Annotated in this window: 12 protein-coding genes and 1 pseudogene; 4 read left to right on the forward strand and 9 right to left on the reverse strand. The window is 61.3% G+C overall.

The annotated features are described in order from the left end of the window. Positions 1 to 66: 66 nt before the first annotated feature. From recQ to AC1RN6_RS14800, 3 genes are read right to left on the reverse strand one after another with little or no spacing between them, the layout of a single operon-like run. Positions 67 to 1917: a DNA helicase RecQ gene (gene recQ / locus AC1RN6_RS14790; RefSeq protein ID WP_493006197.1), complete on the reverse strand. Its 1851-nt coding sequence runs from the start codon at positions 1915 to 1917 to the stop codon at positions 67 to 69. Continuing rightward, positions 1918 to 2790, reverse strand: coding sequence for an undecaprenyl-diphosphate phosphatase (locus tag AC1RN6_RS14795; protein WP_493006198.1), 873 nt, complete (start codon positions 2788 to 2790; stop codon positions 1918 to 1920). It abuts the gene before it with no gap. A 25-nt stretch (positions 2791 to 2815) separates the two neighbouring features. After that, on the reverse strand, positions 2816 to 3670 hold the full coding sequence (locus tag AC1RN6_RS14800; RefSeq protein WP_493006199.1) for an undecaprenyl-diphosphate phosphatase: 855 nt from the start codon (positions 3668 to 3670) through the stop codon (positions 2816 to 2818). Between the two features lie 220 nt (positions 3671 to 3890). On the opposite strand from AC1RN6_RS14800, the gene AC1RN6_RS14805 reads away from it, so the two are divergent. Continuing rightward, positions 3891 to 5528, forward strand: coding sequence for an FAD-dependent monooxygenase (locus tag AC1RN6_RS14805; RefSeq protein WP_493006200.1), 1638 nt, complete (start codon positions 3891 to 3893; stop codon positions 5526 to 5528). Between the two features lie 71 nt (positions 5529 to 5599). Further along, positions 5600 to 5953, forward strand: a pseudogene (gene arsC, locus AC1RN6_RS14810) (arsenate reductase (glutaredoxin)); the annotation flags it as partial. Here arsC and AC1RN6_RS14815 read toward each other — a convergent pair. The 6 genes from AC1RN6_RS14815 to AC1RN6_RS14840 all read right to left on the reverse strand — a co-directional run bounded on the left by AC1RN6_RS14815 (position 5892) and on the right by AC1RN6_RS14840 (position 11476). Next, positions 5892 to 6833, reverse strand: a complete 942-nt coding sequence (locus tag AC1RN6_RS14815) for a TauD/TfdA dioxygenase family protein (protein WP_493006201.1) — start codon at positions 6831 to 6833, stop codon at positions 5892 to 5894. The pseudogene arsC and the gene AC1RN6_RS14815 overlap by 62 nt on opposite strands. Before the next feature lie 210 nt (positions 6834 to 7043). Further along, entirely contained in the window at positions 7044 to 7907 is an 864-nt protein-coding gene (locus AC1RN6_RS14820; protein ID WP_493006202.1) for an ABC transporter permease, read from the reverse strand. Next, on the reverse strand, positions 7907 to 8752 hold the full coding sequence (locus AC1RN6_RS14825) for an ABC transporter ATP-binding protein (RefSeq protein ID WP_493006203.1): 846 nt from the start codon (positions 8750 to 8752) through the stop codon (positions 7907 to 7909). The genes AC1RN6_RS14820 and AC1RN6_RS14825 overlap by 1 nt, the downstream gene beginning before the upstream one ends. A 38-nt stretch (positions 8753 to 8790) precedes the next feature. After that, on the reverse strand, positions 8791 to 9306 hold the full coding sequence (locus AC1RN6_RS14830; protein ID WP_493006204.1) for a LeuD/DmdB family oxidoreductase small subunit: 516 nt from the start codon (positions 9304 to 9306) through the stop codon (positions 8791 to 8793). Further along, the gene (locus AC1RN6_RS14835) at positions 9303 to 10580 is read right to left on the reverse strand and encodes a 3-isopropylmalate dehydratase large subunit (RefSeq protein WP_493006205.1); all 1278 of its coding nucleotides are present in this window, start codon (positions 10578 to 10580) and stop codon (positions 9303 to 9305) included. The genes AC1RN6_RS14830 and AC1RN6_RS14835 overlap by 4 nt, the downstream gene beginning before the upstream one ends. 5 nt (positions 10581 to 10585) lie before the next feature. Further along, entirely contained in the window at positions 10586 to 11476 is an 891-nt protein-coding gene (locus AC1RN6_RS14840; RefSeq protein WP_493006206.1) for an isocitrate lyase/PEP mutase family protein, read from the reverse strand. A 430-nt stretch (positions 11477 to 11906) separates the two neighbouring features. Between AC1RN6_RS14840 and AC1RN6_RS14845 the strand changes: the two genes are divergently transcribed. Next, complete coding sequence (locus tag AC1RN6_RS14845) at positions 11907 to 12833, forward strand: MaoC/PaaZ C-terminal domain-containing protein (protein WP_493006207.1); 927 nt, start codon at positions 11907 to 11909, stop codon at positions 12831 to 12833. After that, entirely contained in the window at positions 12823 to 13980 is a 1158-nt protein-coding gene (locus AC1RN6_RS14850) for an acyl-CoA dehydrogenase family protein (RefSeq protein ID WP_493006208.1), read from the forward strand. Before AC1RN6_RS14845 ends, AC1RN6_RS14850 begins: the two co-directional genes overlap by 11 nt. Positions 13981 to 14066 lie beyond the last annotated feature (86 nt).

Consider the following 14066-nt stretch of genomic DNA (forward strand, 5'->3'; position numbering starts at 1 on the left):
GCGACCCGGTTGTTAACACTATATCCATTAACGGCAAAGCATGATGCGTACCACAGGGTATGTCACTCAGGTATTTCCTGAAATCTCCTGAATGAGGGCGATGATTTCCGTACCGTAAGTCTCCAGTTTCTTTTCGCCAACACCGGTGACGCCGCGCAGATCGTCGAGCGACGAGGGCTTGGCTTTGGCGATTTCGCGCATGGTGGCGTCATGGAAGATGACGTAGGCCGGCACGTTGTGTTTGCGCGCAGTCTCGACGCGCCACCAGCGCAGCTTGTCGAAGAGTGTCTGCTCTTCGGTCGACAAATCCGTTTCGGTGTAATTGGATTTGGACGAGGTGCGTTTCGGCTTGACCGGCTTCTGGTACTGGCGCAGCTGGATTTTTTGCTCGCCGCGTAACACCGGCTTGGCCTCTTCAGTCAGTTTGAGCGAGCTGTAGTTTTCATGGTCGACGGTCAGCAAACCGAGTGCGATGACCTGGCGCAGTACGGCGCGCCATTCGGCTTCGCCATACTCGCTGCCGATGCCGAACACCGACAATTGGTCGTGACGCCATTGTTTCACCCGCTCGCCATCAATGCCTCGCAAGACTTCCAGCACGTGGCCGGCGGCAAAACGCTGCTCGACGCGATAGACGGTCGACAATAGTTTTTGCGCCATCAGCGTGCCGTCGAAGGAGACCGGCGGCGACAGGCAGATGTCGCAGTTGCCGCAGGCTTGCTGGCCGTGCTGGCCGAAATAGTCGAGCAGGCGCACGCGGCGGCAATGCAGGGTTTCGCACAGGCCGAGCATGGCGTCGAGCTTGACGCCGAGCACGCGCTTGAAGGTTTCGTCGGCTTCCGACTCGGCGATCATGCGGCGTTGCTGCACCACGTCTTGCAGGCCGTATGCCATCCATGCGTTGGCGGGTAAACCATCGCGCCCGGCACGGCCGGTTTCCTGGTAATAGCCTTCAATGCTCTTGGGCAAATCGAGGTGGGCGACGAAGCGCACATCGGGCTTGTCGATGCCCATGCCGAACGCGATGGTGGCGACCATGACGATCTTGTCTTCCCGCAGGAAGCGCGACTGGTTGGCGGTGCGCTTGGCGTAGTCCATGCCGGCGTGATACGGCAGCGCGTTGATGCCGCTCTGCTTGAGGAACTCGGCGGTCTCTTCAACCTTCTTGCGCGACAGGCAGTACACCACGCCGGCGTCGTCGGGATGCTCGCTCTCGATGAAGTCGAGCAGCTGCTTGCGGCCGTTCGCCTTTTCGACGATCTGGTAGCGGATGTTGGGGCGGTCGAAGGACGACACGAACTGGCGCGCGTCTTCGAGCTGCAGGCGGTGGATGATTTCTTCGCGGGTCTGCTGGTCGGCGGTTGCCGTCAGCGCGATGCGCGGCACGTTGGGAAAACGCTCGTGCAGCACCGACAGCTTGATGTATTCAGGACGGAAATCGTGGCCCCATTGCGACACGCAATGCGCCTCGTCGATGGCGAACAGCGAGATGTGCGCTGCTTCCAGCAGATCGAGGCAGCGCGGCGTCATCAGGCGTTCGGGCGCGACATACAAGACATCGAGATCGCCGCTGCGCACGCGCCGCTCGATCTGCATCGCTTCATCGAAGGTCTGGGTGGAATTGAGGAAGGCGGCACGCACGCCGACTTCGGCCAGTGCATCGACCTGATCCTGCATCAGCGCGATCAGCGGCGACACCACCACGCCCACGCCGTCGCGCACCAGCGCCGGCACCTGATAGCACAGCGACTTGCCGCCGCCGGTCGGCATCAGCACCAGCGCATCGCCGCCCTGCACCACGTGCTGGACGATCTCGGCCTGCTGGCCGCGGAACGACGAATAGCCGAATACGGTTTCGAGGATGTGCAGCGCTTTGGTCTGCTGCTCCTGGACGCGTTCTGACACAATTTCAGACATTTATTGCAAGAATCCCTTGCTGACCGCAACCAGCAAAAACACGCCGAGTGCGGCGCGATAAACAATGAAAGGCCAGGTCGAGAAACGCTCCAGGAATTTCATCAGTCCCCAGATCGCGCAAAACGCCGAAACGCTCGCGACCACAATGCCGAACAACAACAGCGACCATGCCTGCAGCGGAATATGCGCATGCCACAGCACAGCCAGTTCTTTGAGGCCGGCCAGCGCGATCGCCGGCAAACCGAGCAGGAAGGAGAAGCGCGCCGCTTCTTCCCGTTTGAAATTGAGGAACAGCGCCGCAGTCAGCGTCGAACCTGAACGCGACACGCCCGGAATCAGTGCGCCGACCTGGGCAATGCCGACAATCAGCGCGTCCCGCAGGCGCATTTCATCGACGGTGCGGCGATGACGGCAAGCCAGTTCGGCAATCGCCAGCAAAACCGCCATGGCGATACACGACCAGCCGATCACCGACAGGCTGCGCAGCGGCGAACCGCAGGCGTTGAGTACGTGCGACAAGGCCAGTCCGGCGATGCCGATGGGAATCGTCGCCAGAATGATAGCGACGGCCAGACGGAACATCGGGCTGTTGAAATCGCGCTGCTTCCACGCCGCGATGCTGCCGGTGGTGACGGCCGAGACGTCGCGCCAGAAATAGCTGACCACCGCAGCCAGCGCCGCCAGCTGCATCGCCGCCGAAAACGCCGAACCGGGATCATGCCAGCCCAATACCGCGGGCACGATGCGCATGTGCGCCGTGGAAGAAATCGGCAACAGCTCGGTGATGCCCTGCACGATGCCGAGAAAACCGATCTGCAAATAATCCAGAGAGGCGAAGCCGATATCCAGACCGGCGCTGCATGCATTTGCCACGATGCTTCCTTTTTTACTTATTTACTTATTCAACCCAGGCGACCACGCCGCTATAGGCGGTGCCGAGAATCACCAGGCCGAACAGGATGCGGTACCAGGCAAACACGGTGAAGTCATGCGAGCTGATGTAACGCAGCAGCCAGCGCACGCACAGGAAAGCGGAAATGAACGCTGCCACGGTGCCGATGGTGAACAGCGGCGCATCGGCGGCGCTGAGCAAGGCGCGTTCCTTGTACAGCGAATAGATGGTGGCCGCAAACAGCGTCGGAATCGCCAGGAAGAAGGAGAACTCGGTCGCTGCCTTGCGCGACAGGCCGAACATCATGCCGCCGATGATCGTGGCGCCGGACCGGCTGGTGCCGGGGATCAGCGCAAAAGCCTGCGCGCAGCCGACCTTGAAGGCATCCAGCGGCGTCATGTCGTCCACCGAATCGATGCGCGCCGAGGAATAGCCCATGTTGCCCTTGTTGCGGCGCTCCACCCACAGGATGATCAGGCCGCCGACGATGAAGGCGATGGCAACCGGCACCGGTGCGAACAGCACGGCCTTGATCTTCTTGCTGAACAGGAAGCCGAGGATGGCCGCCGGCAGAAAAGCGATGATCAGGTTGATCACCAGGCGCTGCGCCTTGCGGTCGCTGAACAGGCCGCCCAGCACCGAGGCGATGCGCGCGCGGTATTCCCAGCACACGGCGAGGATGGCGCCGGCCTGGATGACGATCTCAAAAACGTCGACTTTCTCTTTCGGAAACGCCGGACCGGCGAAATGCAGCAGGCTGCCTGCAAGAATCAGATGTCCGGTGGAAGAAATAGGTAGAAATTCGGTCAGGCCTTCTACGATGCCCATGATGAGCGCTTTGAGAGCGAGAATGGTGTCCATGCTGAGGGGGAGAGTGAGTCAAAAGAACCGAAAAGGGCCGAAAAAAAGCGGCGCCGGTGCCGGTCGAAGTCAGCATTTTACTGGTTCGGCACGGGACGGGTACTTTTTTGCATCAGCGCGGAAGAAACTGTGCGAGATTATCGAAGTCACACGATCTCATCAGGCAATGCACGCGCCGCCGCTGCTTCATTCAGTTGCTATCCACTTCCGGAGAATAGTAATGACGATTCGACATCATCCTGTACTGATCGCGGGCGCCGGCCCTACCGGCCTCACCGCCGCCATGGAATTGTCCCGGCAGGGCATACCGGTGCGCCTGATCGACAAGCTGGCAGCACCGTCGACGACATCGCGCGCGCTGGCGGTACAGGCGCGCACGCTGGAGTTGCTGCAACAACGTGGTCTGACTGACAAGATGCTGGCGGCGGGCAACAAGGCGCATGCAGGCAGCCTGTACGGTCGCGGCAAGCTGCTGGGCACGGTTGACCTGAGCCGGATTCCCGGGAGACACAATTACGTGCTGCTGTTATCTCAGGCAGAAACGGAACGTTTGCTGACGGAGCAATTGGCGCTGCAAGGCGTGCAGATCGAACGCAGCGTGGAACTGATCGGCTTCGTGCAGTCGCAACCACCCACTCCGGAAAGCGGCCTGCTGGCCGAACTGCGCCATGCCGACGGACGCATCGAGCAAATGCAGGCAGCGGCGCTGATCAGTGCCGAAGGCGCCCACAGCAGCGCGCGCCATGCGCTCAAGCTCGCGTTTGAAGGCAAGTCGCTCAAACCCACGTATGCGCTGGCCGACTTGTATGTGGACGGCGAAATCGCGTCGGACCAGTTGTCGATCTTCATTTCGGATCACGGCTTTCTGGCGATGTTTCCGCTGGCGGAAGGACATTTCCGCATGATCGCCATCGAGCCGGATGCAGACAGCCAACACGACGGCGATCTGGTGCGCGACATCCCGGGCGATCCGCCCACGCTGGCGCAATTGCAGGCGATCTACGATGCGCATTCGCCGGTCCCGGCGACACTGAGCAATATCGTCTGGAGTTCACACTTCCGCATCAACAGCCGCATGCTGCAGACGCTGCGGCAAGGCAACGTATTCTTCGGCGGCGATGCCGCGCACATCCACAGTCCGGCCGGCGGCCAGGGCATGAATACCGGCATCCAGGACATGATCGACCTGTGCTGGAAGCTGGCGCTGGTGTTGCAAGGCAAGGCCGGCACGGCGCTGCTCGACACCTATGAACAAGACCGCCTGCCGGTGATACGCAATATCGTCACGCGCACCGAAGCGGCCACCGACGTGCTCAATTCGCGCAGTACATGGCTGCATAGACTGGTGACGCATATTGCACCACTAGCGCTGAATATCGACTTCATTCAGGACACCGCCACGCGGCTGATCAGCGAGATCAATATCGACTACCGCGACCGGCCGCTGTCGGCCACGCATGACGCAGGCGGCAGCTTGCACGGCGGCGATCGCTTGCCCGACATCGACGTGATTGCGTGGGAACATAACAACAGCACTGATGAATCCCGCGAAGGCAATCTGTATGCGCTGCTCGACCCCTCACGTCTGACGCTGCTGATTGCGCAAGGCCCGTCGGCGCCGATTCTGCCGCCGGACTGGCGTGAACAATTGCGCCGCTGGGACGGCGTGCTGACGGTACGGCATATCGCAGCGGCGCTGGCGGAAGGGCAGGACCGCGAATTCAGGAACCTGTTCGGCTCTTACCATTTGCATGTCGCGCGGCCCGATTGCTATCTTGGTTTTGTGGGCGATGCGGCGCAATGGGATGCGCTGATCGGGTGGCTGGAAAAATGGTTCTCGCCGCAGGCGGGACGGTAGTGCGATGTTGGCGTTAGGTATGACGGCATGACGTATACTTCCCGATCCGATTCCCTCTTAGGCCTATCGCCATGTCCGACATCACGATCTATCACAACCCCAAATGCGGCACCTCGCGCAACGTCCTGGAAATGATCCGCGCCGCCGGTATCGAGCCGCAAGTGATCGAATACCTGAAGACGCCGCCCGACCGCGCCACACTCAAGAAGATCATCGCCGACAACGGCCAGCCGGTGCGCGACATCATGCGCCGCCGCGGCACCTCGTACGACGAGAAGGATCTGGACAACGCCAAGTGGAGCGACGAGCAGTTGATCGATCTGATGCTGGAAGACCCGATCCTGATCAACCGCCCTATCGTCGTCACGCCATTGGGGACGCGGCTATGCCGGCCGGTTGAGAAGCTGCAAGAGATCCTGCCGCAAGCGTAATGTTTTCCGGCTCGGCGGCCGGCTCCGCGATCCGTCCCGAGAGCTGCCCGAGCAAGGTGGTGCGATACATGATGCGGCGCTGGCTGTGATCGTAATCGGACAGCGCGATGTGCATGGCGCTGCGGTTGTCCCACATCATGGTGTCGCCGATTTCCCAGCGATGGCGGTAGACGTTTTCCGGCACGACACTGTGGTCGTACAGATATTGCAGCAGCGGCCGGCTCTCTTCCTCTGTCATTCCCTCAATCGATACCGACGTCATTTCACTGACATACAAGGCCTTGCGCCCGCTGCCGTCGTGCACGCGCGCGATCGGCTGGTACACGGGCGGATTGCGGCGGCGGATCTCGGCCAGTTCTTCACTGGTGCGCCGCAGCCGGGTCTCGCGCGCCACCGACATGTCGTGCAGCGCATTGCGGCCATCGAGGATGGACTGCAAGGTCGGCGACAAACTCTCCCACGCTTTGTACATATTGCAGAACATGGTGTCGCCGCCGACATCCGGCAACTCCACGCAATGCAGCAGCGAGCCTTTGGCCGGACGCGTGGTGGTCGACAGATCTGAGTGCCACTGGCGACCGACTGCCAGACGTTTTCCACCGGATTCGAAGTTGGTGACCAGCAGGATCTCATGATGATCAGGATGGCGGAAGCGGGGAACCGCCGCATGATCGTCGAGCGCGCCGAAATTGCGGCTGAAGGCGATGTGCTCTTCAAACGTCAGCGGCTGATTGCGGAACAGCAGGATGATGTAGCGATGCCAGGCATCGGTCAGCGCCTGCACCGTCTCGGCGTCCAGCGGCCTGCGCATGTCGATGCCGATCACCTCCGCACCCAGCGCCGAGGACAAGGGTTTCAAGGAAAAGCTACTCATGCTGCCTCCCGTCAAGTGGTGGCTACATCAGTTCGTCTCCGATTTTTATTCTTATCAAACCTGCTCACAATCTGTAGCGAGAAGCCATCAGCCGGTGACGGACGGAGCGGAGCTCAGTTGCGGAACCCTGGAACGTACTCTGGTACGTGAGGATTCCGAGCACCGCCCGACGCCGGATCATGGCTTCGCAGCAGGATTGCGGACAGGTTTCTATACGGTTGGAATCTTCGAACTGTCAGCCCAGAACAAAGCCTTGCGTTGCAGAATACCCATCAGCACATGCAGACATACCCCGATCGCCGACAACACAAACAGCGTGGCGAACACGCCGGCCGTATCGAGATTGACGTTCATCTGCATGATCGCATTGCCGAGTCCCTTGCGTGAGCCGAGGAACTCGCCGACGATGGCGCCGAGGATGCTGAAGATGATCGCGATGTTGAGTCCCGCGAAAATCATCGGCAGCGCACCCGGCAGGCGCACCATCGTAAAAATCTGCCAGCGCGTTGCGCGCAGCGAGCGCATCAGTTCCAGCCGCGCCGGATCGGTGGAGCGCAGGCCGCTGATGACGTTGACCAGAATCGGGAAGAAGGCGATCGTCGCGGCGATGATCACCTTGGACGTCATGCCGAAGCCGAACCACATGATGAACAGCGGCGCGACCGCTACCTTCGGCGTGGTCTGGATGGCGATCAGGTAGGGATACAAGGTTTTTTCCGCCAGCCGAAACTGCGCGATCAAACCGCCCAGCACGATGCCGAACACCGCCGCCAGCAGGAAGCCTGACATGGCTTCACCGAGCGTGTAGAGCGCATTGTCCCAATAGCTGGTATTCATTAGCGACAGCGCGATATTCGACGGCGCGGGCATGATGTAGATCGGGATCTCGAAGTAGCGGATGATGGCTTCCCAGATCACCACCACGGCGACGAACACGCCCGGGATCAGGATCAGCTCGGGGCGCGCCTTGAGCTTGCGGCGCAGGCTGAATGAGGCAGGCGCAGACGTCGTTTGCGCTGTGTGCATCGTTTGCGTCGTTTGCGTAGTGGCCGCGCTGTTGTGCACGCTTTCCATCAGATGAATCCTTGCGTATTGAATTGGCTGCGAATGCGATTGCTGAACACGCCGAAAGCATCGGTCGACATGATGTCGAGCCCGCGCTCCGACGGCAGGTCGACCGCGACCAGGTCGGCGATGCGGCCCGGCCGGTTGGACAGGACCATCACATGCGTGCCGAGGAAGATCGCTTCAGGAATCGAGTGCGTGACGAAGATGATGGTCTTGCCTGCTTTGCGCCAGATGCGCAGCAACTCCAGGTTCATCACTTCGCGCGTCATGGCGTCGAGCGCGCCGAAAGGTTCGTCCATCATCAGGATGGACGGATCGTGGATCAGTGAGCGCGCAATGGCGACGCGCTGCTGCATGCCGCCGGAAAGTTCGCTGGGATAGCGTCCGGCGAAATCGGCCAGGCCGACCATCTCCAATAATTCTTGGGCGCGCACACGGCTGGCGGCCATGTCGAGACCGAGCACCTTGGCCGGCAGCAGGACGTTGTCGATGGCGGTTTTCCACGGCAGCAACACCGGGCTTTGAAACACCATGCCGATGTCGCGATGCGGTTCGTGCACTTCTTCACCGTTGACCTTGATCGATCCGGCGGAACGCGGAATCAGACCCGAGAGCAGTTTGAGCAGTGTCGACTTGCCGCAGCCGGAAGGACCGACGATGGTCATGAAACCGCCCTGCGGCACGGTGACGGAAATCGGCCCGAGCGCCTGCACCTTGCCGCCGTCGTGGGTGGCATAGGTTTTTTCCAGCGCCTCGACGACGATGGCGGCAGCACCATCGTCGGGATGGTTCAGATGAGTGTTTGCTTCCTGGCTGAATGAAGTGTCGCGCACGATAGACATGGCTGGCATCTGATTGACTCCTGAAGGTCACGCATCATACAGAGAATTCAAGTCACTAAAGTCGTCTTTACAAATTCGAGGCCGCCGCCGGCGTTGACGATGTCCTGCAGGAACGGCGACAGCGGTTCGACCTGCATCTGCTTGCCGGTCGTGGCGTTGTGAATCGCGCCGCGGCTGAAATCAATGTCGAGCTGATGGCCGTCATCGATGGCGTCCAGCACTTCGGTCGTTACCATCAATACCGGCACGCCCATGAAGATCGCCAGACGGAACGGGCCGCGCGAGAGCGAGCGCACCAGCAGGCCGACGCCCAGCGCCTTCATCGCGAGAAAGGGATGGCTGTGGTTGCTGCCGTGGGCGAAGTTGCGGCCAGCGACGATGACGTCGCCCGGCTGGGCCTGCTGGGCAAACTCCGGACGCACTTCGGCGAGCAGGTGATGGCGCAGCATGCGCGGGTCGAATTCAAAGACATGGCGCGCCGAGATCAACTGGTCGCTGGAGATATCGCTGGAGAATTTCCAGGCGCGGCCGCTGCTGGTTTTTCCTGCAACTTCAGTCGTCATTGCACACCTCCCCTGGCGAAGCTGCGCGGGTCGGTGATATGTCCGGTGATGGCGGACGCGGCCACCGTCATGGCGCTGGCGAGGAATATCTCCGCCTCGTTGCTGCCCATGCGGCCCGGATCGTTGCGCGTGCTGGTGCTGATGCGGCGCTCGCCGGCGGTCAGTTGCGCGATGCCGCCGAAGCATGGCCCGCAGGTCGATGGCGAGATGTTGGCGCCGGCGGCGGTGAGTTCGGTCAGCAGGCCTTCCTGCAAGGCTTGCTGGAATACTTGCTGCGTCGCCGGGATCACCAGCAGATTCACGTCGGCATGCACCTTATGGCCGCGCAGGATGGCGGCGGCGGCACGGATGTCTTCGATCGAGCCGGACACGCAGGAGCCGATGTAGGCGTGCTGAATAACGATGTCCGACATGGCCTGCGCCTCGCGCACATGGTTGGGCGATGGCGGAATCGAGACGCGCGGCGTCAACGTGGCAAGGTCGAGGTCGATGGTCATGGCGTAGTCGGCATCGTCGTCACTATTGAGTGGCTGCGGATCGGTCACGCCATGCTCGCGCAGGTAATCGATGCAGCGCTGATCGACGGCGGCGATGCCCGACTTGGCGCCGGCGTCGACGCACAGGCCGCAGATGGTCATGCGTTCCGGCACGGACAAGGTCGACAGACCTTCGCCCTGATATTCGATGACGCGATAGCTGGTGGCCTCGTCGTCAAGCTGCTGCATGGTCGCCAGCACGATGTCGCGCGCCCCGACGCCGGGTGCGCAGGCGCCGTGCAGACGCACACGAATGGTTTCCGGCACCTTCATCCAGATCTGGCCGGTGGCCAGGACCATCGATACTTCAAATCCGAACGGCACCGACAAGGCGCCGACCGCGCCGAGGCCGGGCGCATGGCTGTCGGCGCCCGCGGCAAACATGCCGGGCGCGATCAGTCCCTGCTCGACCATCAGCGGATGCGTGATGCCGGCGCCGTCGAAGAAATGACCGACCGACAATTCCTGCGCCAGCTTGCGGGTGAGCTTGTTGCGTTCGGCGCCGGCGATGCTGTGCACCGGTACTTCGTGGTCGATGATGACGGCGACCCGTTCCGGGTGCGCCAGTCTGGTGACGCCGATTTCACGGATGCGTTTGATGTAGGCCGAGAACGACACCTCGGGCGCGGTCACCAGATCGGGACTGGCCCAGATGATTTCGCCGTGCGCGACAGGACTGGTCAACGGATCGCGCCCGCTGGCGCGGGCAAGAATTTTTTGCGTCATGGTGGCGCCCATGTCGGCTAGCTCCCGGTGGATTCTGTAGGTGCTTCTGGTTCGTTCAGCTGCGCGTCGAAGGCGGCGGCGCGCTCGACACCGACCAGACGGCCGACGTCGGCAAACTTCGCCATGCCGTCAATCAGATGCGCAGTATCGCCTGCGTCGAACATGCTGCGCAGCATGGTTTGCTGCGCCTTGAATGTGGTCTGTATCAGCGACAAAGGATACAACGCCATGGCGAAGCCTGCTTGCGCCAATTGCTGTTGCGTATAGCTGGGGCGCACTGTTTCGGCGGCAACATAAATGACGGGGATCCTGACGCTGGAGGCGACCGCTTCGAGTTCAGCCTGCGTGCTCAGCGAGGGCACCATGACGGCGTCGGCGCCGGCGCGTTCCATCGCTTTGGTGCGCGCAATCACTTCGTCGAGGCCGTAGATGGTCATGGCGTCGGTACGGCCGATGATGACGAACTCGCTGCTCTTGCGACCCGCTCGTGCAGCACGCAGGCGCAATGCCATTTCTTCGCTCGGAACCAGTTTCTTGCCGGCCATGGCGCCGCACTTCTTGGGCATGATCTGGTCTTCCAGATGCAGGCCTGCGATGCCGGCTTTTTCAAAGGCGCGCACAGTCTCTGCGATGTTGGCCGCGCCGCCGTAACCCGTGTCGGCGTCGACGATCACGGGAATGGAAACGGCCTCGGCAATGCGAGCCGCCTGCTGCACCATGTCGGTCATGGTCAGCAGGCCGATGTCCGGTTTGCCGTAACTGGATGCGAGCGAGAATCCTGTCATGTAGGCGGCCTGAAATCCGGCCTGTTCAATCAGCAATGCGCCGAGCGGGTCATAGCAGCCAGGCACCGGTACGGCACCGCCGCGGGCCAGCATGTCACGTATCAACGTTCCTGGATGATGCATCGGTATGGTCTCCTTCGTACGCACGGTGAATCTCGCGTGTACTTTACCTGCACTGCGCCATAAATCGTAGTTTTTAATGCGCGTAATTTTTTAATGCGCTTAATTTTTTGATGCCCGGATTGTTTCTGCTCTGTTTCGGATTCGTCTCTGATTCTTGTTCTTCTGCCGGCGTTGTTTCTGTCGGTGCTGCAACAATGCGCAAACCACAACCTGGCAAAGCCATACCGACGCGCACAGGGCGGTCTGCTTCGCTGTATTTATTTTTATTGACTTTAATTAATCATACTTAGTAGTATGTTTATGTCAAGGACGATTCTTCATTTTCCTTAGCCGCATTGCGGCATTCCCCCCACATCGCCCTGATGTACCTGCAGTTCTCTCGTGTGTACCCGAAGCAATCGCAATCGAACACCACATGTGACGAGGCCTCATGACCATCGACTATCGCAAGCTGATGCACTGGAAGATCCCGATCGCGCGGCAGCACGTCAAGCCGCACGACTGCATGCTCTATGCGCTGGGCATCGGCCTCGGCGCCAATCCGCTGGATCGCGATGAATTGCATTACGTTTATGAAGAAGGCTTGCGCGTGCTGCCGACCATGGCGGCGGTGCTGGCCTATCCCGGTTTCTGGATGAAGCTGCCCGAGACCGGCATCGACTGGACGCGCGTGGTGCATGCCGAGCAGCAAATCATTCTGCATCGTCCGCTGCCGGTGTGCGCACGCCTGATCGGCGACACGCGCATCGTCGATATCGTCGACAAGGGGCCGGGCAAAGGCGCACTGATCTATCAGGAACGTGTGGTCACTGAAGAAACCAGCGGCGAACCGATCTGTACCCTGCGCATGACCACCATGTGCCGCGGCGATGGCGGCGTGGAAGGCATGCCATCTGCCGCCACTGCACATACGCCGCATCCTGCGCCTGTCGCCTTGCCGGAGACGCCGCCGGATTTTTGCATCGACCTGCCCATCCTGCCGCAAGCCGCGCTGATCTACCGCTTGTCGGGCGACACCAATCCTTTGCATGCAGATCCCGACGTCGCGCAGCGCGCCGGTTTCGACCGCCCTATCCTGCACGGGCTATGCACCTTCGGCATGGCCGGCCACGCTATCTTGAAAACCCTCTGCTGGCCGCATAAGCTGGAGATCAAATCCATCGGCGCGCGCTTCTCGGCGCCGGTGTTTCCCGGTGAAACCCTGCGCACGGAAATCTGGCGGCGCGATGCCGGCCGTATTGCGTTTCGCTGCAGCGTGCCGGAGCGCGACGTCGTCGTGCTCAACTTCGGCCAGGCCGACATTGCGCCGCACGCCGCCGAAGCACATCTCAACAAGGAAAAAATTCATGCCGCTTGATCAGCAGACGCGCAGCCAGTTCGTGACGGCGGTGGAACGCTTCGTCGCCGAACGCCTGCTGCCGGCGGAAGCGCAGGTCGAAGAACACGGCCGCGTGCCGGACGACATCCTCAGCGACATGGCCGCGCTGGGGCTGTTCGGCCTGAGCATTCCCGAACAATGGGGCGGCCTCGGACTCGGCATGGAAGATGAAGTCGCGGTGCTGATCGCGCTGTGCCGCGCCAACCTGTCGTTCCGCTCTGCCATCGGCATCAACAACGGCGTCGGCTCGCACGGCCTGCTGACCTATGGCAGCGATGCGCAGCGCGAACGCTACCTGCCGCAGTTGGCCAGCGGCGAAATGATCGCCTCGTTCTGCCTGACCGAACCCGATTGCGGCTCCGACGCCGCCGCCGTGCGCACCAGCGCGCGCCGCGATGGCGATCACTGGGTGCTGGACGGCGTCAAGCGCTACATCACCAACGCGCCCTCGGCCGACGTCTTCACTGTCATCGCACGCACCGATCCGGAGAGTCGCGATCATCGCGGCTTGTCGGCATTTCTGGTCGAACGAAATGCGCCCGGCCTCAGCATCGGCAAGACCGACCGCAAGATGGGATTGCATGGCTCGCATACAGCCGACGTGACGTTCGGGGAGTGCCGCATTCCCGCCGACGCCATCATCGGCGAACCTGGCCTGGGTTTTGCGCTGGCGATGTCCTCGCTGAACCGCGGCCGTCTCGGCATCGCCGCCGCCGCCATCGGCGCCGGCTTGCGCCTGATCGAAGAAGCGCTCAGCTACGCCACGCAGCGCCGCAGCTTCGGCGAACCGATTGCGCAGCATCAGCTGGTGCAGGCCATGCTGGCCGATTCGGAAACGGAATTGTTCGCTGCGCGCTGCATGGTGGAACACACGGCGCGCCGCTTCGACCAGGGCCTGCCGGTGATCAAGGAAGCCTCCTGCTGCAAGCTGTTCGCTACCGAAACGGTCGGCAAGGTGGCTGACCGCGTGCTGCAGATTTTTGGCGGCGCAGGTTTCATGGCGGAGTATCCCATCGAGCGCATCTACCGTGACGTGCGCGTGATGCGCATCTACGAAGGAACGTCGCAGATTCAGCAATTGCTGATTGCGAAGCAGATGCTCAAGGAACATGCGGGTAAGCGCTGACGCTGTTGCATAGTTTCGGCAAGGATTTACCTCCGTCGTCCCAGCGCACGCTGGGACCCCGTGGCGTTCAATGCCTATCCAACGGC

The organism is Herbaspirillum sp. GW822-FHT03A08 (assembly GCF_058801885.1).